Below are 23,211 nucleotides of genomic sequence, written 5' to 3' on the forward strand. Positions count from 1 at the left end.
CTTCCCTTCACAGCGGATCAAAGACGGATTTACCCAGCGCACAGCCCGGGCAAAGGAAGGATTCCGGTACGTCAGACCACGCGGTTCCCGGCGCGACATCCTGCAACGGCTCACCCAGCTCCGGGTCATAAACCCACTGGCACACGGTACAAATCATTGAAACACCGGCGTCGGCTTTCGGCTCTGCGTTGCATCCGCAGGCAGATTCAACGGGCTGCACCGGCGCGCGGGTTTCATTGAGCGGATGTAAAGCCCATTCGCGGGCGATTTTGCGGCCATGTTCGCGGCACTCTTCCAGCGCTTTGCCGTCCGGGCGCCATTTGGCTTTCAGTGACAACGCGATATCAAAACCGGCATCCATCAGCCGGGTCTGAATGCGGTCAACCGCGCCGCCGGTCCAGCCAAAGCTGCCAAACGCGGAGGCTTTTTTGTTGCGAAAACGCAGACCGGCCAGCTCTTCCAGCATGCCTGCAACTTTCGGCATCATCACGTTATTCATGGTAGATGAACCGACCAGCACGCCTTTGGAGCGGAAGATTTGCGTCAGGATCTCGTTCTTATCGTGGCGGGAGATGTTGTAGATTTTCACCGCGACGGTCGGGTCTGTGTCATGAATGCCCTGTGCAATGGCGTCGGCCATCATGCGGGTGTTTGAGGACATGGTGTCGTAGAAAATAGTGATGCGGTCTTCCTGATAATCCGCCGCCCATTCAAGGTATTTCGCCACAATTTGCGTCGGATTGTCGCGCCAGACCACTCCGTGCGAGGTGGCAATCATGTCCACCGGCAAATTAAAGCCGAGGATCTCGTTAATTTTTGGCGTCACCAGACGGCTGAACGGCGTCAGAATATTGGCGTAATACCGGGCGCACTGCTCGTAGAGCTCTGTCTGATCGACCTCATCGTTAAACAAATGCTCGTCGCAATAGTGCTGGCCAAAGGCATCGTTGCTGAACAATACGGCGTCTTCCGTCATATACGTCATCATGCTGTCCGGCCAGTGCAGCATTGGCGTCTCAACAAAAATCAGCGTTTTGCCGTTACCGATATCCAGTGAGTCGCCGGTTTTCACAGTGTGGAAATTCCATTCAGGGTGATGATGATGGCCGTTGATGGAATCAATCGCGTTGGTGGTGCAGTAAATCGGCGTGTCAGGAATGCGGGACATCAGCTCGGTCAGCGCGCCGGCATGGTCTTCTTCGGCATGGTTGATAATGATGTAATCGATCGCCGCAAGGTCGATTTCTTTCTCCAGATTGGCGACAAAGTCACGGCTGAATTTATGATCGACGGTGTCAATCAGGACGTTTTTGCCTTCACGGATCAGATAACTGTTATAGCTGCTGCCCTGATGGGTTTTATATTCGGTGCCGTGAAAATCGCGCACTTCCCAGTCACGTTGCCCGACCCAACTGATGTTATTTTTAACCTGAATAGCCATGATAGTTTCCTGAAAAAGTAATGGATGGTCTTCTTCAGAGAGAGCAATGACCGTGCCAGTTATTATATTATTGATTTTATGAGTTTTAATAAAATTATGAGTCATTTTGACAATGCGGTACTATTGTCAAAATGACTTTACCTGTGTCGGAATGACATTATGAGCTTATCCATTCAGTCCCTGGCGGGCATCGCCATCGAATTACAAAACGGTCTGTCCGGTGAGGATCGCTTTCAGCATCTGATTGCCAGCGTGCGTGAACTGCTCAAATGCGATGCGTCGGCGTTGTTGCGTTATGAAGAACAGCAGTTCAGGCCGCTGGCGATTGATGGTTTATCGCCGGATGTGCTCGGACGGCGTTTCGCCCTGGCCTCACATCCGCGTCTCGAAGCCATTGCCCGCGCGGGGAACGTGGTGCGTTTCCCGGCCGACAGCCATCTGCCGGATCCGTACGACGGGCTCATCCCCGGTCATGACGATCTGAAAGTTCACGCCTGCATCGGTTTGCCGTTGTTTGCCGATCAGGCGCTGATTGGCGCGCTGACGTTTGACAGCCTGAACCCGGAACAATTTGACGCGTTCAGCGATGAGGAGTTGTGGCTCATCGGCGCGCTGGCGTCTTCTGCGCTCAATAATGCGCTGCTGGTGGATGCCCTTGAAAAGCAGGCGTTACCGGCGATGGCTGCGCCGAATGCGCGTAAGCAAAACGTTCGCAGCCCGGAAGAAGAAATGGTGGGGCTTTCCGACGCCATGCAGCAATTACGGCATGAAATCAGCGTGGTGGCCGGTTCGGATCTCAACGTGCTGATCACCGGTGAAACCGGCGTGGGTAAAGAGCTGGTGGCCAACGCCGTGCATCATCTTTCACCGCGTGCGGGAAAACCGCTGGTGTATCTCAACTGCGCGGCGCTGCCTGAAAGTGTGGCGGAAAGTGAACTGTTCGGGCATGTGAAAGGGGCGTTTACCGGCGCCATCCATAACCGCACGGGCAAGTTTGAGATGGCGGATAACGGCACGCTGTTTCTCGATGAAATCGGCGAGCTATCGCTGGTGCTTCAGGCCAAGTTGCTGCGCGTGATTCAGTACGGTGACCTGCAACGGGTCGGCGATGATAGCACCAAACGCGTGAATGTCAGGATCCTGGCCGCGACGAACTGCGACCTGAAAAAAGCGGTGGTGGACGGGACTTTCCGCGTCGATCTGTTCCATCGCCTGAGTGTGTTTCCGCTTTTCGTGCCGCCGCTGCGCGAAAGAAAGGGCGATATCGTTCTGCTGGCCGGTTTTTTTGTCGAGCACATCAAAAACAAACTGGGGATTTCGCAGCTCAGGCTGCCTGCCGACACGCTTTCGATGCTGGTCAGTTATGGCTGGCCCGGCAATGTACGTGAGATGAAACACGCGATTGAACGTGCGGCGGTGCTGGCGCGGGCGTCGCAAAATCAGGGCGACGTCACGTTACATCGTGCGCTGTTTAACTTTTCTGAGGCCGGAAATCCGGACGTCATGGCTGCGCCCGAAACCGAAGTCCCGGAGACAACTACACTCAATCTGCAACAGGCCACGCAGGATTTTCAGCGGCAACAAATTACCAGAATCTTGCAGGCAAATCAGATGAACTGGTCTGCGGCGGCGAGAGCGCTGGAAATGGACGGCGGAAATCTTCACCGGCTGGCGAAGCGGCTAGGAATGAAGGCGTAATATCAGGGGAGATTAAGGTGTGGGGCTGGCGAATAATTAGCCAAAATAGTTTGAGGCGTGAAAATAATAAATGCTACGGAAGCGAGAACTGTTGAAACGCGTCCGCTTCTGTAGCATTTTAGGTATAACTTCTTTTAAAAATTTCCCTGGTGTTGGCTAATGTTGCTACCTGACTCTAACGGTCAGGTTTTTTTTTGCTAATTAATTATTATGCGGTGATTATACGGGGGGAGACGCAACCCGATAGTTGTACTAAGGTGTAATCGTGCACTGTACTTTGTGACAGAAAGACCACGAAAATCAAAAGGGAAGCCGCGTCAGCCAGGGGGGAAGAGGAATGCATTCGCGTGTTAGAAATGATGAAAAGATTATCGATATGTTACGTGATTATCTCGAAAGGAAATTACTTCCTTACGGCAATCTGAAATACACCTATCTGGTGATCAATAAAAGAAATCCGGTCGACATCTTTGTCGTCACCAGCTATCCGGATGAATGGGCCGATATCTATAAATCGCATAATTACCAGCATATCGACCCGGTGGTTCTGACCGCGCTTAAACGTGTTTCCCCGTTCGCGTGGGATGAAAATCTTACCGTGCTTTCTGATTTAAAATCATCCAAAATTTTCTCGCTTTCTAAGAAATATAATATCGCGAACGGTTTTACTTTCGTGCTTCATGACCACATGAATAATCTGGGCATGCTGTCGCTGATTATGGAAGCGGGCGCGGATAAAGGGCCGGAAAACAGGGTCGCGCAGGATATGGATAAGCTGCAATGCCTGCTGATCAAAACCCATGAAAAGATGCTGATGCTAAACCAGAGCGCGGCGCGTTCATCGCAGATTTCGCCTTCATTGGTGTCGGGCGGAAAACCGATTTTCTCACCGCGTGAAAACGAAGTGCTGCACTGGGCGAGCATGGGGAAAACCTACGATGAGATTTCGCAGATCATCAATATCACGACGCGAACCGTGAAATATCATATGGCTAACGTGGTGAAAAAGCTGGGGGTTATTAACGCCAAGCAGGCAATCCGGCTTGGCGTTGAACTGGAACTCATCAAACCTGTACTGGTGTCACCGGCAAAGACATAGGCCATTCACATAACGCCTCCAGGGAGGCTTCGGACTGATCGCTGATGCGCCGGGCAAGGATGCCCTGGTTATGCAAATCAATCGGCAAACGGAGCAGGTAAATAGGCTCATTTTCGCTGACGAAACCTTCCTTTATCACTTCAATTTCCCAGCCGGAACGTTTCGCAATCGTCAGCATTGCCCGGCTGACAATGGTGTATATTCCGGTGTGTCCGTGATGGCGCGCATAATTAATCATCGAAAGAAACAGAACATGGCTGATCGGGAAACGGCTGCCGAGTAATTCTTTTGCGCGGTTCTTATCCACGAAAAATCGGCTCGATTCGATATAATCACCTTCAGGTAATTTCACGTCATCAAATAGCCGGTTAAAAGTATGGGTGATCATATTTGGCAGACGTAAATCAACAAAGCGCACGCTGCACACCAGCTGGTTGTCGTAAATACCCAGCATGTAGCGCGTATCGGCATTATCAAATTCATCAAATTCCATGTCATTGCTGCACTGAACAGCCCAGTCCAGGCGGTCTTTAAACGTTTTTTTCCTCAGTTTGTAGAGATCATCCGAACGTTTACCTGTCAGGTCGTTGTAACTCACATCGAAAATTTCCAGCATTTTTTTTCCTGATTTTGAATACGGTCGAAGGGTTATATTTGGCATCTGCATTGATTATTACAATATACAATCGGCAAATAAATCACCGTCTGTAGGGGGAATTTGTTTATGAGGGGAGTTTGTGATGTAAAACAAAAAAAAGCCATGCCGTTAAGACATGGCCTGATGCCGGTATTTATGCGCTGTCAGTGATAAACAGGTAACAGATTTACGCTGGAAAGAATATGTACGGCCGCGTTGAGCACACCAAACAGTAATACCAGCACAATCATTTTATTTCCGCCCCACACGCGGTACAGCGGGCTGCCGAAGCGCAGACGCGATGCGCGCGCCATCAGCGCCGGGACGATAACCGCCCAGACGGTGGCCGCCAGACCGGCAAAGCCGATCGCATAGATAAAGCCATCCGGATAAATCACGCCGCCAACGATGGGCGGGATAAACGTCACCAGCGCGGTTTTAAAGCGTCCGGTGCGGCTGTCATCAAACCCGAACAGATCCGCCAGATAGTCGAACAGGCCAAGCGTCACGCCGAGGAATGAACAGGCGACGGCAAAGTTGGAGAAGACCGTCAGCAGGAGATCTAATCCTTCGCTGTTGAGGATCTGGCTCAGTGACTGCACCAGCACGTCGATGTTGCCGCCACGGGCCGCAATGCCGATGAACTCAGGGCGCGGTATGTTCCCCATCGTCCCCAGCATCCAGATGATGTAAAGCCCGAGCGCCATCAGCGTGCCCAGCAGCAGGCATTTTTTTATGATCTGCGGATTTTTGCCGTAATACTTCATCAGGCTCGGCACGTTGCCGTGATACCCGAATGATGCCAGGCAGAACGGCAGCGTCGCCAGCACGTAAGGCATGTAGCATGGATTGATTTCGACGCTGTTGAGTAAATTCACCGGCTTGATGTGCCACAGCAGGCTGCCGAACGTCAGGAAGAAAGCGATGATTTTAGCGCCCAGCACAATCGCCGTCATGCGGCTCACCGCGCGGGTACTCAGCCAGACAATAAACGCCACGGCAAGCGCCGTCAGCAGCCCGCCGAGACGCGGGGAGAAGTTCACCGACATTTCGCGCATTGTATGCTGGAGCACGGAACCGCTGGCTGAGATATAGGCATACGTCAGGATATACAGCACGAAGGCGATGGTCAGGCCGTTAAGCCGGTTCCAGTTTTTGCCCAGCAGATCGCCAGTCACCGTGTTGAAACTCGATCCTACCGGATAATTCAGGTTGGCTTCGAGGATCATCAGGCCGGAATGCAGCATGCAGAACCAGGTAAAAATCAGTGCCGCGACAGACCAGAAAAACCAGGCACCGGACATCACCACCGGCAGGGAGAACATCCCGGCACCAATAATGGTTCCTCCGATAATCATTGCGCCACCCAGCACCGAGCGTTGTGGGGTGGTCACGGAAAGCGTCGCCATAGTGCGGTTCCTCGCGTGGCTTTTATCACGATTCGTTCAAGAATTGCTGTAAAAGAATTGATAGGGGAAATGACCAAAAATCGCAGTTTTATCCTGCCTTGTTAGCCTTACGCGCCGCAATATAGTGCATCTCGTGCCAGATGTACACTGCTGCACTAGTTTGCTGGTACAAAGCAGCACATTGGCGAAGATGCCGGGCAGGGCGCGAATCGGGATGTTTCTAAAATATGAAAATGTTGATTTTTTAGGTTAAAACGCTTACCCCTATATCTGGTGCAGATCACAGTTTTCATTATTATTTCTTATCAAAAAAGGGAGCGAAAACCTGTGCTTAAATACAGTGTTGACACACTGCTCATAACGAGTAAATTAGAAGTCAGCCCCGCAGAGAAATGAAGTGAAGATTTTATTTCCCGGTGCATTTAACAAGTTGATAAACTTGTCAGTAATGAGATGCGATAAAGGCCACGAAGTATTTTTGTTTGGGTGATTCAATATCAGGCGATATTTGAAGGTCTGTGAGATGATGCTTTAAGGCCACGCAGTAAATCTGTGCAATCGCATTATGTGGACGAAAACGCGATGATGTAACGCCTTGTAATTAAGAGTAATGTTCGCGATTTGGGTACGTAAGTCTGAAATCGAGAATATCGCGAAGAGAGTAAGGCCACGCATCAAAGAGTCTATATCGCGAGGGTGATGTACTCATTTATCCTGACGTGAAAAACCAGGCTGAGTGAAATGAACAGGATAACGATGTTATTCCATAATATTATAGGAGGATAGCGTTAACTGGCTTCAAAAATATATCCTGTGAAACGATGTACATCTGTAGAAGTAAGTATCTGTAATTAAGTTGATGAATGTTAAATACTAATTTGATAGTACCTTAAAAGCCCCGGCAATAACTTGCTGGGGCTTTTTCATTCAGGGCATTGTAATATCTCGGATTATTCGTAACGCTAGCCTGTTGCCTTATTTTACGTTACCGAATTTACCGCTGATGGTGCCTTCCAGAACAGATTCCGCATCCAGATACACCAGAAAACACACCAGCGTCGTCTCTTTTGTGGCCGTAGCAGGTGTCAGTGCGCTGGCTTCGTCGCTGATTGCGTCACCTTTAGCCAGCGTGTGACCGCCAATTATCATCTCGCCGTCCATGACGTACAGCCATTGCGCAAATCCCGGATGCGTGGGGATTTCAATTGTCGTGTCAGCGTCCAGGCGGGTATCGTAAATGTAGATGGCCTGGCGGATTTCAAGCAGCGAATCAATGCCTTCCGGCGCGCCAATCAGTGTCCATGCGTTTTGTTTCGGTCCGTCCCGACGTTCCATAAACTGCACGCGGCCTTCCAGATTCGCCTTGCGCGGGCGGATGAAAATTTGCAGCATCTCGGCCGAAACCAGAGGTGTGGATTCTTCATGCCAGAAACTTTCCCCGGCATTCATCATCATCAGTTTTTTCGGCGAAAGGGGAACGCGGTTGCCGGCAGAATCTTCGTGAACCATCGACCCGCGCCACATATAGCTGAGGATCTCGTCATTATTGTGCTCATGCATTTTCACCAGCGTCCCCTGTTCGAGATTCGCGTGGTCAATAACACTCAGCGGGCCAAAAGCATCGTCACCGCGCTCCGGCAGGATCTGCCCCGGACGCATACGCCGGATCCGGAAAGGGCCGTATTCGAAAGTCGTTTTGGGTTCAGCACGTAATACGTTAAACATGTTTTCTCCGGCAGCTTATTTTAGTCTCCGGCCAGTCTACCAAGGAGGCGAAGAGGGGGTGATCTTTTTGTTAAGAATGCGGCGTTTCCTGGCTGCGGGTACTTTTCACGCCGGGCTTACTTCACAAAAAATATCCTCAACAGGCTGCGGTGCGATTTTTGCCAGCAGGGCGGCGATGTCCACGCTGTCTGTTTTCTCCGGTTCTAAATAGGTTTGGGCATAATCACGCCAGATACCCGATTGCAGAAACAGGATGAATAAGTCCCGGTCCAGATGATGTTCATTCACCATGCTGACCATAATATTCAGCGCTTCCGAGAGCAGTTTTCCCGGTTTGTACGGCCGGTCAGCGGCGGTCAGTGCTTCGAAAACGTCCGCAATCGCCATCATCCTGACCTGAACACTCATCTGCGTGTAATTAAGCTGATACGGATACCCTTTGCCATCGACGCGCTCATGATGGCCGCCGGCAATCACCGGCACGTTTGACATCGTGCGCGGGAATGGCAGGTTTTCCAGCATGATAATGGTCTGCATGATGTGCTCGTTGATTTTGTAACGCTCCTCGTCGTTCAGTGTTCCGCGGCGGATTGCCAGGTTGTAGATTTCGCCATAGTTATACTGCAATTCCGGTTTTTTCAGTTTGAAGTGATAACGGTCCGCCTGTTTGCTGGTGCCATCGCGGTAGACGATATGCTCTTCTTTGTCTGCCAGCATCGGTTCCTGAACCGGTAACGCCGGTTGCGGCAAACGTTGTTTGCGCACCAGCTCTTCGCGTGAAATCCCCGCCGTATCGTCGAGCGTGCGCGTCCAGCGGTAACCGGCAATCTGACTGATTCGCACCAGCGCATCATCGGAGAGAAACTCACTGCCGATATTACAGCGGGCAATAAAATAGAAATCATCGTCGAGCTGGCGCAGCGTTTCGTTCAGAGCGTGCGCCTGCGCGCTGTCAGCAGGCTGTCCGGCGTGTTCACGTAAAAATGCGATCTCTTTCTCGCGTTTCAGTAATTCAAACCGCATGCGAATTTCATGGATCCGGTTATAAATCAGCTCCAGCTTGGTGGCTTTATCCACCACGGCTTCCGGCGTGGTGATCTTGCCACAGTCGTGCAGCCAGCAGGCGGTATGCAATTCCTCCCACTCGTTTTCGGAAAGCGTAAAACCGGCGAAAGGCCCTTCGCGGCTTTCAACCGCGGCTTTGGCCAGCATTTTGGTAATGACCGGCACGCGCTGACAATGTCCGCCGGTATAAGCGCTTTTCTCATCGATGGCACCGGCGATCAGCTTGATGAAGGCGTTCATCAGATTCTTTTGTTCCACCAGCAGATGCTGCGCTTCAATCGCCACGGAAAGCATGCCGACCAGCGAATTGATCAGCTGGATTTTGGCGTTTTCATGCGTGTCGGTGAGCGTTCGGGTATTGAAAAGCAGCAGAAAACCCAGAAGCTGGTTATCGTGCGTCTGCATGGGAACCGCGACGTAGCGCAGCGGTAAATGTGGCCGGAAGAAGGTGAGCAGCGGGGCGGGCAGCGACTCCTGCGTCAGCGTTCCGCTAATAGTCTGGCCTTTAACGATTTGCCAGAACTCGCTGCAACGGTCGTTATCGATTTCCAGAGGCGAAATCCCGGTAAGCTCAATATTTTCCTCACGCCAGCGAAATGCCGCGGGCGTAAATAAATTCATGTCCTGATTGGCAAGAAAGACCATGCCGCCGGTCATGTCGGCTATTTCCGTGGTCTCCGTTAACAGCCCCTGCATTTGCTGGGTAAAATTATTCTTCACCGTCAGCATACTGCCCATCGAGATAAATTTGGTCAGTGTGAGTTTCATTTTCGCCATCGCGGTATGTAAATCATCGACCTCTTCAATCACCGAACTGTGTCCGGCATGGTCTTCCACTTCGAAGTGCAGATTACTGATTGCCTCGGCATCTTTTCGCAGGCTGATCAGCGGGCGGGAGATCCTGCGCGAGAAATACCAGATCACCGGCAGGCTGAGTAACAGCAGCAGGAAAGCAATCAGCGTCGAGCGGTTACTGATCGCACTGGCATCCGCCGTCAGGAAAGCCGAAGGCGTGGCGATCGCCAGGCGATAGTCGTTTCCCATACTGTGAATATTGATGACGGCACCGTACCAGTCCTGATTATCCACGCTGAAAAGACGGCTGTTTCCGGCGTTATCCTGCGTGAACAACGGTTGTAAAACGGGGAGATTTCCCACACCGGTATTCCCGCGTATTTGTGCCGGCTGGCTGGCGATGACTTCGCCGGATTCTGACAAAATCGCCGCCTGACTGCCCGGCGGTAATCCCTGCTGCTGCAAAAAGGCGGACAGCGAGGCAAGAGAAACGTCGAGTCCGATCACGGCGTGCTGATTATCTGCCTGCTGGCTGTAGGTAAAGCCGGTTTCGCCCGTGCCTTTGAAAATATAGTTGGGCGAGGTAATCAGTCCCTTTTCCGCGCTGGCCAGCGTGAACCATTTTCTGCTGCGCGGATCGTAATTGTCATAAGGCACAGTGGCTGAGGAAATCACGTTTTGCTTATTGTCTAAATAGAACTCTTTTTTCTCCGGCGTCGCTAAATCAAACCGGTAGTTTTGAGCCAGCCATTGCGCACTGGCCGGTGCATTAAATAACGCCCGATTCTGATCGGTTAACCGGCGAAGAATAAAAAAGTCGCCGTTCTGATAGGCGCTGTAGACCGAGCTGGCGTAATGATTCTGCTGCAATACCATGATGAAATTGCTCACCAGCGCCATGCGTTGTGCTTCGGTTTGCGCCGCGGTGATGGGCATTTTCGTCAGAATATCCACTGACATCGCCATATTACGTGTCACTGAATCCAGCTCAGCGGCAATGGCCTCACCGGTTTTCTGGTACTGCTGATGCGTGCTGACTTCGGTCAGTTTTGTCAGCCGGGTGTGGCTGAAAAGAATAATAATGCAGCCGATCGAAACAATTAAAAACGTAAAAAGGACTGTGATCTGGATGTGTAGCGGATACCGGTTTTTTAGTTTTTTAATACGGGTTTTCATGCTGTGTTCCCCGGAAAAATGTTTCTGCTTTTTAAGCATAACCGACGCGGGTAAAAGCGACAGGCTGGCACGAAAAAAGGCCGCATTTCTGCGGCCTTAAAGGGGAGATACTTAAACGTTAATTCAGTTCCAACAGGGCATTCAGTTCGGCGATTTGCCGTTGCCACTGGCGTTGTAATTCCGGTTTCTGATGTCTGGGCTTTCGCGCCAGATCTTCTTCCAGTTTACTTTCCAGCTCCAGCAGCGTCGCCAGCCAGTGCTCCTCTTCGGTTTCGGGAACCGCAGACGCAGCCACCTGTGGTTTTACCGCAGCCGGAGTATTCGCCACCGGAATATCGGCGAGGATCGCGCAGACCGGCGCGAAACTGTGCCATTCCTCCAGCCGTTGCTGATGAATAAGCCAGAAGCGGTTGCAGCTTTGCGCAATCAGCGTCCGGTCGTGAGAAACCAGCAGCACCGCACCGCTGAAAGTTTTCAGCGTTTCCGCCAGCTCCTCTTTACCTTCCATGTCCAGATGGTTGGTCGGCTCATCGAGCAGCAACAGCGAGTAATTCGCCAGCGTCAGCCCGATAAACAGCAGCCGCGAACGCTCGCCGCCGCTCAGCGTGCTGACTTTTTGCTGATGGCGGAGATACGGAAAACCAGCACCGATCAGCGCCATTTTTCGCTGTTCTTCGGTCAGCGGCGCAAAGTGTGCCAGCGCATCCGACAGCGAATCCTCATCCTGTAGTTGCCGCAGGCTCTGGTCGTAATAGCCCGTACGCACTTTAGGATGAAACATCACGCCCTCAGCGGCGGTTTCCGGCTGACTGTAAGCCTGCCACAGATGGTGCAGCAGCGATGATTTTCCGCAGCCGTTGCGGCCCACCAGCGCGATACGGTCGCCGCTTTTCACCCGCAGTTCGCCAATTTCAAACAAGACCGGCGCATCCGCGGCGGGCCGGATCGGTAAGGCAGAAAGCGCCAGTACGCGATCCGCCGGTAAGGCTTCTCCGCGCAGCCGCAACTGCCAATGATTGCCCGCGGTGACATCGGTTTGCTCTTCCTTCATGCGGTCGACCTGTTTTTCCATTTGCTTGGCCTTGCGCGCCAGACCTTCGTTGTCGTAAATGCTGCCCCAGACGGCCAGCCGTTTGGCGCTTTTGGTGACACGGTCGATCTCCTTTTGCTCGGCTCTGCGGCGCAATGCGTCCGCCGCATCTTTTTCGGCCAGCGCCTGACGTGCCTGAGTGCAGGGGAGACGGATAAATTGCAGCGTTTTGTCGCGCAGGATCCAGGTACAGTTGGTGACGCTGTCCAGCAGGCTGCGGTCGTGGGAAACCAGCACAAAGCTGCCGCCCCAGTTTTGCAGAAACTGTTCGAGCCACAGCAACGTGGGCAGATCCAGATGGTTACTCGGTTCATCGAGCAGCAGTAAATCCGGCTGCCGGACCAGCGCCCGCGCCAGCATCAGCCGCGTATGTTGCCCGCCGCTGAGCGTTCCGGCGGCCAGGCTCCAGGTTTTTTCCTCAAAGCCCAGCGTCGCGAGCAGCACTTCGGCCTGCCAGCGTTCCGGCTGATGGAGGTTGCCGGGCAGGTGGTTCTGCACCGCATCAATCAGCGTCGCCTCCTGCAATGCTGCCGGAAGATGCTGTTCTACCGTCGCCATAATGCACTGATTTGCCAGCGTCAGCGTGCCGGAGGTCGCTGCCAGTTGGCCGTTGAGTATTTTCAGAAGGGTACTTTTTCCGCAGCCGTTATGGCCGATAAGCCCGATGCGGTCGCCTTTTTTCAGGCCGAATGAAATCTCCGTCAGCAAAGGGCCGAAGGAATTATCGAAGGATAAGGATTGTGAAGATAATAATGTCATGGTGCTTACTCAAGTTTTACAGGCAAAAAAATGCCTCTCGTCAATATAGCCGACGATAACCGGTAAGCCGGAGGGAAGTTCTCAGATTGTCAGTTAGCTTCGCTCAAGCAGGTTGTCGCAGCACGATACCGGTAACGCTTGAGCAGTGACGATCGCTAAGGACGAGTGAAATTAAAAAAACTTCACGGGTCAGCATGGCAATCCTCCTTATGTATTCTGTTGGTGAATGAATGAACGGATTATATTGGGGATTTCCGAATTGTTCCAGTCCCGAAAACCCCCGCAATACGTTACGGTGTCACCGCGTCATTTTCCAGCTTCTGCCGCTTACGCAAGGCCGGGAACCAGGTCATCCATAATCCCACCACTATCAGCGTACCGACGCCGCCAATCGCCGCAGCAGGCACGGCACCGACCCAGGCGGCCAGTAAACCCGATTCAAACTCGCCGAGCTGGTTGGAGGTATTGATGAAAATAGAATTCACGGCGCTGACGCGGCCTCGCATATCGTCCGGCGTGTCCAGCTGAACCAGTGCGCCACGAATGACCATGCTGATCATGTCGAAACCGCCGAGCGCAAAAAGCGCAATCATGGAAAGCCACAACGACGTTGAGAAGGCGAAAACTAACGTCGCGACGCCAAAACCGGCCACCGCCGTAAACATGGTCATCCCGACATTGCGTTTCAGCGCGCGGTGACTCAGCCAAAATCCGACGATTAACCCGCCGACCGCAGGCGCGCCGCGCAATAAGCCCAAACCCCACGGGCCGGTATGCAGAATATCGTGAGCAAAAATCGGCAGCAGGGCCGTCGCGCCGCCCAGCAGTACGGCGAATAAATCCAGCGAAATGACGCCCAGAACGTCCGGCCGGTTACGGATAAAACGGATGCCGGCAAACAGCGTCTTGAACGTGGCCGGAACACGGCGCGGAGGCGCCTGTTCATAGCGTAAACGGCTGACCATCAGGATCGACAGCAGATACAGCACGGCGCAGACCGAATAAGCCACGCCTGCCCCGGCGACATACAGAAAACCGCCCAGTGCCGGGCCAACCATTGCCGCCGCCTGGCCGGACACGCTGTTTGCCGCCATCGCGCGCGCCAGTAAATGCGGCGGAACCAGCGCCGGAAGCATCGACTGCAACGACGGCGCCTCCATCGCTTTGGCGGTTGAAATAATGAAAATCAGCCCGAGCACAATCACTTCATTAACGTGATGCGTGAGCGATAACCAGGCCAGCGCGGCAATCGCCAGCCATTCGACGATCTGCCCGAGCAAGACGACGCGGCGGCGATCAAACTGGTCGGCGACGTGCCCCGCGACCAGCGCCAGTGCGACGGAGGGGAAAAACTGCACCAGCCCGATCAGCCCGAGATCAAACGCCCGGCCGGTGATGGAATAGATTTGCCAGCTCACCACGATGGAAAGCATCTGAAAACCAAAGCTGGACGCGGCGCGCGCTATCCAGAACGCCACAAATGAACGATGTTGTAACAGTGAATCCGAATCCGCTGAGGAAGCAGGAGGCATGATAAATCCCTGAAAGAAAGACGTTTATACGCCGCGTCTGAGCCTTATTTTGGAATAAGTTAGCCCGGCAATTATTGTGTGTACAAATTATTAACAACCAACCGACCGGCTAGTTTTACCATAAAAGAGAAACATCACAAAAGGTTGAGCAAATCTTCATTTAACGGAGTCTGCCGTCATATTGTGAAGAAGGAATGGAGTTCGCGGGCGGGGGATTATGGATATGTTTTAGAAATAAAAACGGCCTCCGGTGAGGCCGTCAGCGAACGGAGAACTGCAAATTTACCAGCGTAGTTTACGGCCGGAATATTCAACAAAGTGATGGCCGCCTTTGCCGCGAAATGCGTCGAACTGATCGGCAATACCGGTGGCGCTTTCTTCCACCGTAAGCGTGGCATCTTCGCCGCCCATATCGGTTTTCACCCAACCCGGATGAACAGACAACAGCGTCAGCTCCTGTTTTTCAGTCGCTTCCTGCAACCCGCGGGTCAGCATATTCAGTGCGGCTTTACTGGCGGAATACAGCGGATATGTGGCGACTTCATTCTCATTGAGGCTGGAAAGCTCAGAAGTCATCAGCGCCAGCACGCCGGTGCGGTGGTTCAGCAGCGGAAGGAATTCAGCGGCGGTGCGCACAGGGGAGACGGCATTGGTAAGAAGCAACTGAATAATTTCTTCATCGGTAGCCTGGTGAATGTCCTGATGGTCAGGGCCAAACACGCCCGCATTGACAAAAATCAGGTCAAAACGGCTTTCGGAAAGTGCGTCTTTAACTGCCTCGCGGGCTTCGGATTTGTTGATGTCCAGTTTAACCCATTCAACCGAAGCCGGGCTTTTGGCCGGAACGGCATCCCGGGTTGTCGCCGTGACCTGCCAGCCACGTTTTGCCAGAACGTCCACCACACCCAAACCGATACCGCGTGAAGCGCCGATGATCAATGCTTTCTTAGAGTCAGTCATATTCATCCTTTTGTTCAATGCGTAACGTTAATTTATAGTTTTCATTAAACCTGTAAAACCTCATAGCGTGAGTTTCAGTATGGGACAGCCCGCCGCTGGCAACAATGGGCTGGAGTCCGATTTTCCTGACAGGATTTTTTATCGTGAGTAATTACCAGCCCAATTTATTGGCCCGCCAGCTGAGAACGTCCAGAAGCTCCATGATTCTGGTGATGGTCTCGAATATCGCCAATCCGTTTTGTGCTGATGTCGTGAAAGGCATTGAAGAAGAAACCGAAAAGAACGGCTACCGCATTCTTTTGTGCAATTCCGGCTCCGACATCGAGCGCTCTAAATCCAGCCTCGGTCTGCTTTCCGGCAAAATGGTCGACGGCATTATCACCATGGATGCATTTTCCAAACTCCCCGAACTGACGAATATGATCGGCCAGACGCCGTGGGTGCAGTGCGCCGAATACGCGGATACGGGAGACGTTTCCTGCGTCGGGATCAGTGACATCGACGCCTCCGAATTTGCCATCCGGCATCTGCTCGCCCGCGGTTGTCGCTGCATTGCGCTCATCAACCACGACCTGAGCTACAAGTACGCCCGGCTGCGCGAACAGGGGTATAAAACGGTCATGCTGGAACAAGAGCACGGTTATCAGGCCATTGAATATGCCAGCGAGCTGAGTTTCAGCGCGGGCAAAGCGGCGATGGAAAAATTGCTGCAAGCCGCAGAACGACCTGATGGTGTGTTTGCCGTCTCCGACACGCTGGCCGCAGGCGCGATGCGTGCTATCGGGGAAGCCGGGCTGAAGGTTCCGCAGGATATTGCGGTCATTGGCTTTGATGGCACTGAACTGGCCGAAATGGTTTCTCCGCAGCTCACGACTATCGAACAACCGTCGCGCGACATTGGCCGGCAGGCGGTTTCCTTACTGATTAAAAAAATTGATAACCCGGAATCTCCGGCAGAACGCCTGATGATGGACTGGCATTTTATTGTACGCGCGAGTGCGTGAGTGAAATTGCCCGCAGCGGGGCGGGCATTTCTGAAATAAAAATGCCGCGCCAATACCTCCGCATGTCACCTAACAAATACATTGCTCATTGAAACTTGCCTCCTGAACACCGGCAGGCCTGATTTATATCGCCAGTTGTTTGCTGGCGTTTACATATTATTAATTAATTCATTGGTGACATGAATAATAAAAATCTAATTTTTTAGTTATGCATAAATATCTTGTTTTTTAAAAAGTTCAGGAACAAAATCACCCTCTGCTTCAATTATCAAAACTCTGATCAATAGTAATTTACTGAGATGAATTATCTGATTAACGGGTTTTCATTAATTGAATCAGTAACAGGAATGAATTATCGCCGAAGCTGATGTGATGTCGAAATGGAAAGTATCACTCATTCAAATAATTTCTAAGGGATTAATATGGCAAACTTAACTTATCTGACGTTAAACGGACAAACTCAGGGGCTGATCTCTGCGGGATGTTCGTCGCTGGACTCCATTGGCAATAAAGCGCAAATCGGAAATATCGACAAGATCATGGTTTACAGTATGAAACATACGCTGTCCCGCGATCAGAACGTTAACCATCATGAAGTCACCATTCTCAAGCCGATAGATAAATCTTCGCCGCTTCTTGGGAAGGCTATAACAGATAATGAAATATTAACCTGCGATCTGGAACTCTACCGTACAAATAAAGTCGGCATGGGAGAGTGTTATTACAAAGTGAAATTAACCGGTGCCCGTATAACAAATATCGATTTTATTGTGCCCCACAGCATTCTTGAGAGCGAAGCCGAAGCACAGGAAAGAGTCAGTTTCAGCTACGAAACCATCACATGGGAACACTGCATAGCAGGCACCAGCGCTTACAGTTTATGGACTGAACGCGTTTATTAAGAAAGGGAAACAAAATGTCAGATCTAACGGATGCGGCTTACTGGCGTCGGGTCTATGCCGGCAAGAAAATCTTAATGGGCGAGGACTCATTCAACTCTTTCCCCAGCATGAATCCTGTTCAGCGCGATATGGCTTTCGAAAACGGTACATTTATTACCGAATCTCGCCATATCATGTTGCTGACGATGGAAGAGGCGCAAGAAATTGTCGATACCCTGATGGGCGGCACGGATAAAATCTTCTCCTACAAACTGGCGCCGGGTAACATTAAAGATATCCTGGAAGGCACAGGGAATATCAGTAAATTAATGACCTATAAGAATTCAGCCGGTGATCTGGTGTTTCATTTCAAATCGCTCGGTGTCCGGGCGATTGAATACACCTTCAAGGGAAAGTCTTACATAAAAATAACCGGGTACGCCGGATTGCGCCAAATTCTCAAGGGCACCCGTTATGCTGTTAATCATCCCCAGATGCTGGAAATGGGCATTGGCTACCGGGGCGTCGGTGGAGCACTTGTTAAAGGGATGAAATTCTGTATTTTTGCTTCCGTAGCCTGGCGCGCACTTGAACTGATCTTCAAATCTGATTATCACCTTGCCGATTTTCTTGTTGATGTTTCGGTGGATGCGGTAAAAACCATTGTAGCAGGAGTTGTTTTAGGAATTGCTGGCGGGATTTTGACTGTTATTGGTGCTCCTGTAGTTGTTTCAATATTTCTAGTTGTAGTTGTTGGTATCTATTTAAACAAAGGACTGAATGAATTAGATGATAGCCTCGGGTTGTCTGTAAACTTAAAAGAAAAACTTCGGTTAGGCATTGCTGAGTATCAGAAAGTAAACGAATGGAATTTTAAAAACTCCAAGCTGTTTTTAAATACACCTGTCGGGTTTGGATATTGAAATGGTAAGTAACAATTTGTGGCAGTTCATTATTTTCAAGCTTTCTGCAATTTGCATGATCGCCTTTTGCGTGGGATTAATTTATCTTTGCACGGTTTTTATGGATGTAGAGGATACTTACTCATTAATCTCATTAGGGGATATTATACAATATAACGGCAAGACTATTATTTGCATTGGAGGGGTTCCTCTTTTGATTTGGGTGTTTTTCTTTTCATTGAAAACACTTTTGCATAAAGGAATAAAACCTCTAAAAAAAGCTACTGTAATCGGAAATATTTGGTTAGGAATTAGTATAGCCTCCTGCTGCTTAGGGTTTGTTATGTCCTTTATCATTCCTTTCATATTTATGTTTTCATCCTATACCTCCTGCAATACAGATACATACAGCAATTATTATGTCATTCACCCTGATTTATGTAAGGCAATAGTTACGCATCGTTTGGGGAACAAATGAAAGAATTTAATTTTTCCACATGGATTTTATACAAATCAGCAGCACTATTTTTAGTATTGCTGGCAATCGGTCTGATTTACTTCATAGTTTTCTATGGTGAACTCTATGAGGTTCTTTCATTTATAAAGCGCCCCGATGTGATGATGTTTGAGAGTCAGAGCCTGGTAGCCGTTGGAACAATACCCGCTTTGATTTATCTTTTCTTTTTTTCGCTTCGTATAATCTTCTCAAAAGGTTTATTGGCTCCAAGAAAAAAATCTGCGATTGGCGATTTTTTTCTAGCGTTTAGTACTGTTATTTTTGTTATCTCATTTATAGCTATGTGTATTGCCCCATTCGTATTGTTTGCCTCTTCTTATACACATTGTGATGAGAAAGTACTGAAAAGATATTATGTCATTAACCCCCAACTCTGTAAGACGATTATACCTCGGTATTGGCTTTCATATGATGGCAAGTAGTTATGGTTGTGTTTGTATAAACCAATATATAGGAATACATCTTTTCTCCCCCAGACTTTCACGTTGCCAGCCTTGTACTGAATGCGTAGTGTTGTTCTTTCGAAATGGCTGACAAGAGTGGGCGAACAAATGGCCGTGAAATGGATAATTCTATGTTTTGTAGGGGTTTTGTTGCTGTCATTCGGTTACAGCTATGCCAGGGCGGCGCACACTAAAACGGAGCCTGCCAGCCAGAACTGGGCGACGGCGCGTCGTGATTCTGCGGGTATTGCGCCCGATCCGGTCAAACTGCGCAGTACTGCGATTATCCAGATATATGCCGCACCGACGTATGGCTGGCGCGGGCTGGTGGCGGTACATCCGTGGATCATTTTCAAACGCGAAGGCGAAACGGCGTTTACACGTTATGACGTCATCAGCTGGGGCAGCACGAACGTTGTCCGCCGCAATTATGCGATCCCTGACGGTTACTGGTTTGGGTCTAAGCCTAAATTACTGGTCGATCACCGCGGGGCTCAGGCTGAAGCGATGATCCCCAATATTGTCGCAGCGATAAAAAGTTATCCGTATCCGCATACCTATCACGCGTGGCCGGGTCCTAACAGCAACACATTTATGGCGCACATTGGCCGTGAAGTGCCGGATCTGCAACTCGATATGCCGTCTAACGCCATTGGCAAAGATTATCGCGGCATTACAAATCCGATCGGTTTACCGCCTTCCGGGCGGGGCGTGCAGGTTTCAGTACTGGGGCTTTTGGGCGTCACGCTTGGCGTTGAAGAAGGTGTTGAAGTGAATGTACTAGGGCTGAATCTGGGAGTTGATTTCAAAAATCCGGCGCTGCGTTTGCCGTTTGTCGGGCGCGTTGGTTTTGATAATCCTCAAAATGCCGGGCTTTAGCGTTTATTACTAAAATGTACTTCAGAATGAAAACTGGCCGGACTCTCTCCGGCCAGACAAATGATCAGAACGATGAATGCTTGTAGGACCGGTATTCTGGCTTCCAGAATTCAGTATCAAGACGGTTTTGCAGCGTCTCTTGCGACATTTCCGGCGCCACACCTTCCTGCTGTGCCACACGGGCGACTTCGGCGGCAATCACTTTCGACACATGCTGAATATCGGCGATAGCCGGTAACAGCGAACCTTTGCCGGTGGTTGCCAGTGGAGATAAGCTCGCCAGCGCCTGACTGGCGGCCAGCAACATTCCATCAGTTACGCGACGCGCTTTGGCGGCCAGGATCCCCAAACCTAAACCGGGGAAGATATACGCATTGTTACATTGCGGGATCGGGTAGGTGCGGTCCTGATAATGCACCGGTGCAAACGGGCTGCCGGTGGCCATCAGCGCGGCGCCTTCTGTCCACGCAATTACGTCCTGCGGGCGGGCTTCAGCGCGCGACGTCGGATTCGACAACGGCATGATGATCGGATGGTGGCAGTTGTGGTGCATTTCGCGGATGATTTCTTCGGTGAACAGCCCCGGTTGCCCGGAAACGCCAATCAGAATCGTCGGTTTGGAGTTATGTACGACATCCTGCAACGAGATGTTTTGGGCATCGACCTTCCAGTGGGCAATGTTGGCCTTGCGAGTAACCAGCTTGCGCTGGAAACCGAGCACGTTCGGCATGTCATCCGTCAGCAGGCCAAAGCGATCCACCATAAAGACCTGGCTGCGCGCTTCATCTTCCGTTGCGCCTTCGGCAATCATCTGCGCAACAATTTTTTCTGCGATACCACAGCCGGCAGAACCCGCGCCGAGGAAAGTCACGTGCTGGTCGCGCAGTTGCGTTCCGGCGGCGTGGCTGGCGGCAATCAGGCAGCCCAGCGTGACAGCGGCGGTGCCCTGTATATCATCATTGAAGCAGCAAAGCTCTTCACGATAACGCTCCAGCAAGGGCATCGCGTTGGTCTGCGCGAAATCTTCGAACTGAAGCAATACGTCCGGCCAGCGTGTTTTCACCGCCTGAATGAACATATCCATGAATTCATTGTATTCGCCGTCGGTAATGCGCGGGTGGCGCCAGCCCATATACAGCGGGTCATCGAGGCGCTGCGCATTATTGGTGCCAACGTCGAGCATGATCGGCAACGTATTGGCCGGGTTGATCCCGCCGCAAGAGGTATATAACGACAGTTTACCGATAGGAATACCCATCCCGCCGATGCCCTGATCGCCCAGCCCCAGAATGCGTTCGCCGTCGGTGACGACGATCACCCGGATGTCGTTTTTGGAGAAGTTTTGCAGCATTTCATCAATGTGGTCGCGGTCCGGGTAGGAGATAAACAACCCTCTCGCGCGGCGGTAGATATCAGAGAAATGCTCGCAGGCTTCACCAACGGTCGGGGTGTAAATGATCGGCAGCATTTCTTCCAGATGAGAATTCACCAGGTTATAGAAGAGCGTTTCGTTGGTGTCCTGGATATTGCGCAGATAAACGTGTTTGGAGATATCACGTTTGAATTCAGAGAATTGGGAGTATGCACGGTCGGTCTGTTCGCTGATGGTTTCCACCTGATTTGGCAGCAATCCGTTCAGATTAAGCGCCAGACGTTCTTCGCGACTGAAGGCCGAACCTTTGTTCAGCAGCGGATTTTCGAGTAACAGCGAACCGGTGTAATGCGTGTAGAGTGGGCGTTTTTTTAACATCATTAAGCCTTAGAGTTTGTACTCAGTGATTTCCCTCGGCGTTATTTCTTCGCTTCAGGATCCCTCGCAGTAAAATCCTATAAACAATCAAATCGGAGTGAATGGAAAATAAATAAAATGGCGCACAGCAGCCGGAAATAGTATTTTTTATTGTCTTATTTTTATATCACGCGAGGGGGTAGGGTTCTGGTTACATAAATTACAAAAGCATTTAAATACTTACTTAGTGATGAAAGACGTCAGTATGTTGTTGGATATTTCAGAATAATTCAGCGTAAGTAATAAAATGACTCTGCACTTAAGCTAAATATTGGAAATTAATTCAACGCATTGATTTTGATGTGGTTTACGGTTAAGTAATTATTGTTATTCCTATCTGGTATACAGATGTGAGCATTATCACAAATACCTCTGGGTTAAAATAATATAAAGACTCGCGGTTTTATTTTCCTTCATTCAATTAACAATAAAAAAGATAAAGGTCTGATTATGCCAACGTTACTCTTATCCTCTTTATTTCCTTTAGTTTTTGTTATGGTTTTAGGCTGGCTGAGCGGGAAACTCGGTTATATGAAACGGGACGATGCAACGGTATTAGCCACCGTGGTGATTCGTTTTGCTTTGCCATTACATCTTTTTATCGGCGCATTACACACCGATCCTTCCAAAATACAGAATTTATCCTTTATGGCTGTGCTGGTGATTGGCCTGATGGGGTCTTATCTTCTGACATTGTGCATCTCGCGGTTTCTGTTCCGGCACGACATAAAAACCAGCGCTATTCAGTCGCTGGTTTGTGCGTTTCCGGATATGGCGTATTTCGGCGCGCCGGTTCTGGCTGTGCTTATCGGGCCGGAAGGTTTTCTCGGCGTACTGGTCGGGAATCTGATCACCAGCGTACTGATGATCCCGCTGACCATCGTTCTGATCCGCATGGGGGATAAAGACAGTGAACTGGCCGGGCAGGGCAGCCTGGGCAAAATGATTCTGACCAATCTGTTTAAAGCGGTGCGAAACCCGATTGTGTGGATCCCGGTGCTCGGCGTCATCATGAGTCTGGCAGGGATCAAAATCCCTGAACTGCTTTCATCTTCAGTTGAAATGATGGGGAAAACGGCAGGCGGGATTTCGTTATTCGCGCTGGGGTTGTTGTTCTTCGGTGAACGTCCGACGCTGAATATCCATACGTTTACCAACATCGGGATGAAAAACTTAATCCAGCCGGCCATCATGGCCGCCGCCGGGATAGCATTTGGGCTGAGCCATACGCTGATGCAGCAGGTGGTGATTATCGGTGCTACGCCGTCGGCGATTGCCGCCGGAATGTTTGCGGTGCGCAGCGATACCTACGTGGAATCCGCGTCCTCTTCCATTCTCATCGGGACTGCACTCGGAATTGTGACGGAAGGGATCGTGATTTTTATGATGTCTTAAACCAGTAAGATTCAC

The 23,211-nt window shown here is 50.7% G+C and carries 17 protein-coding genes and 1 pseudogene; 9 read left to right on the top strand and 9 right to left on the bottom strand.

The genetic code is table 11. From position 1 onward, the window contains the following. Positions 1–7: 7 nt before the first annotated feature. Positions 8–1,441 carry an anaerobic nitric oxide reductase flavorubredoxin gene (gene norV, locus IV433_RS05495; protein ID WP_195813357.1) on the bottom strand — a complete coding sequence of 478 codons (1,434 nt, stop codon included), beginning with the start codon at positions 1,439–1,441 and terminating at the stop codon, positions 8–10. 159 nt (positions 1,442–1,600) lie between these two features. Here norV and norR point away from each other — a divergent pair, with 159 nt between their 5' ends. Together norR and IV433_RS05505 are read left to right on the top strand one after the other, a co-directional pair. Beyond that, positions 1,601–3,139: a nitric oxide reductase transcriptional regulator NorR gene (gene norR / locus IV433_RS05500; protein ID WP_195813358.1), complete on the top strand. Its 1,539-nt coding sequence runs from the start codon at positions 1,601–1,603 to the stop codon at positions 3,137–3,139. Between the two features lie 337 nt (positions 3,140–3,476). Then, a complete protein-coding gene (locus tag IV433_RS05505; protein ID WP_195813359.1) occupies positions 3,477–4,238 on the top strand; it encodes a helix-turn-helix transcriptional regulator in 762 nt (253 codons plus the stop codon). Here the strand turns inward: IV433_RS05505 and eagI are convergent. The 7 genes from eagI to IV433_RS05540 form a co-directional block, all read right to left on the bottom strand. Further along, a complete protein-coding gene (gene eagI / locus IV433_RS05510) occupies positions 4,204–4,854 on the bottom strand; it encodes an acyl-homoserine-lactone synthase EagI (RefSeq protein ID WP_152323864.1) in 651 nt (216 codons plus the stop codon). The genes IV433_RS05505 and eagI overlap by 35 nt on opposite strands. 185 nt (positions 4,855–5,039) lie before the next feature. Next, entirely contained in the window at positions 5,040–6,284 is a 1,245-nt protein-coding gene (gene mtr / locus IV433_RS05515) for a tryptophan permease (RefSeq protein WP_195813360.1), read from the bottom strand. A gap of 975 nt (positions 6,285–7,259) precedes the next feature. Continuing rightward, positions 7,260–8,009, bottom strand: a complete 750-nt coding sequence (locus IV433_RS05520) for a pirin family protein (RefSeq protein ID WP_195813361.1) — start codon at positions 8,007–8,009, stop codon at positions 7,260–7,262. 105 nt (positions 8,010–8,114) lie between these two features. Next, the gene (locus IV433_RS05525) at positions 8,115–11,045 is read right to left on the bottom strand and encodes an HD domain-containing phosphohydrolase (RefSeq protein WP_195813362.1); all 2,931 of its coding nucleotides are present in this window, start codon (positions 11,043–11,045) and stop codon (positions 8,115–8,117) included. 118 nt (positions 11,046–11,163) lie between these two features. Further along, positions 11,164–12,894: an ABC-F family ATP-binding cassette domain-containing protein gene (locus tag IV433_RS05530; protein ID WP_195813363.1), complete on the bottom strand. Its 1,731-nt coding sequence runs from the start codon at positions 12,892–12,894 to the stop codon at positions 11,164–11,166. 290 nt (positions 12,895–13,184) lie between these two features. Then, complete coding sequence (locus IV433_RS05535) at positions 13,185–14,426, bottom strand: MFS transporter (RefSeq protein ID WP_195813364.1); 1,242 nt, start codon at positions 14,424–14,426, stop codon at positions 13,185–13,187. Positions 14,427–14,708: 282 nt separating this feature from the next. Then, positions 14,709–15,386: an SDR family oxidoreductase gene (locus IV433_RS05540; RefSeq protein ID WP_195813365.1), complete on the bottom strand. Its 678-nt coding sequence runs from the start codon at positions 15,384–15,386 to the stop codon at positions 14,709–14,711. Between the two features lie 146 nt (positions 15,387–15,532). On the opposite strand from IV433_RS05540, the pseudogene IV433_RS05545 reads away from it, so the two are divergent. The 6 genes and pseudogenes from IV433_RS05545 to IV433_RS05570 form a co-directional block, all read left to right on the top strand. Continuing rightward, positions 15,533–16,390, top strand: a pseudogene (locus IV433_RS05545) (substrate-binding domain-containing protein); the annotation flags it as partial. 422 nt (positions 16,391–16,812) lie between these two features. After that, positions 16,813–17,292, top strand: coding sequence for an Hcp family type VI secretion system effector (locus tag IV433_RS05550; RefSeq protein WP_195813367.1), 480 nt, complete (start codon positions 16,813–16,815; stop codon positions 17,290–17,292). 14 nt (positions 17,293–17,306) lie between these two features. After that, entirely contained in the window at positions 17,307–18,194 is an 888-nt protein-coding gene (locus tag IV433_RS05555; RefSeq protein WP_229893225.1) for a hypothetical protein, read from the top strand. 100 nt (positions 18,195–18,294) lie between these two features. Continuing rightward, entirely contained in the window at positions 18,295–18,651 is a 357-nt protein-coding gene (locus IV433_RS26380; RefSeq protein ID WP_370530248.1) for a DUF1240 domain-containing protein, read from the top strand. Beyond that, positions 18,648–19,112: a hypothetical protein gene (locus IV433_RS05565; protein WP_195813369.1), complete on the top strand. Its 465-nt coding sequence runs from the start codon at positions 18,648–18,650 to the stop codon at positions 19,110–19,112. The genes IV433_RS26380 and IV433_RS05565 overlap by 4 nt, the downstream gene beginning before the upstream one ends. Before the next feature lie 129 nt (positions 19,113–19,241). Beyond that, positions 19,242–20,012: a DUF3750 domain-containing protein gene (locus tag IV433_RS05570; RefSeq protein WP_195813533.1), complete on the top strand. Its 771-nt coding sequence runs from the start codon at positions 19,242–19,244 to the stop codon at positions 20,010–20,012. A 64-nt stretch (positions 20,013–20,076) separates the two neighbouring features. On the opposite strand, the gene IV433_RS05575 is transcribed toward IV433_RS05570, so the two are convergent. After that, a complete protein-coding gene (locus IV433_RS05575) occupies positions 20,077–21,762 on the bottom strand; it encodes an NAD-dependent malic enzyme (protein WP_370530242.1) in 1,686 nt (561 codons plus the stop codon). A 489-nt stretch (positions 21,763–22,251) separates the two neighbouring features. On the opposite strand from IV433_RS05575, the gene IV433_RS05580 reads away from it, so the two are divergent. Continuing rightward, a complete protein-coding gene (locus tag IV433_RS05580) occupies positions 22,252–23,196 on the top strand; it encodes an AEC family transporter (protein ID WP_195813371.1) in 945 nt (314 codons plus the stop codon). Positions 23,197–23,211 lie beyond the last annotated feature (15 nt).

It is taken from the genome of Rahnella laticis (assembly GCF_015644585.1).
Classification (GTDB): Bacteria; Pseudomonadota; Gammaproteobacteria; order Enterobacterales; family Enterobacteriaceae; genus Rahnella; species Rahnella laticis.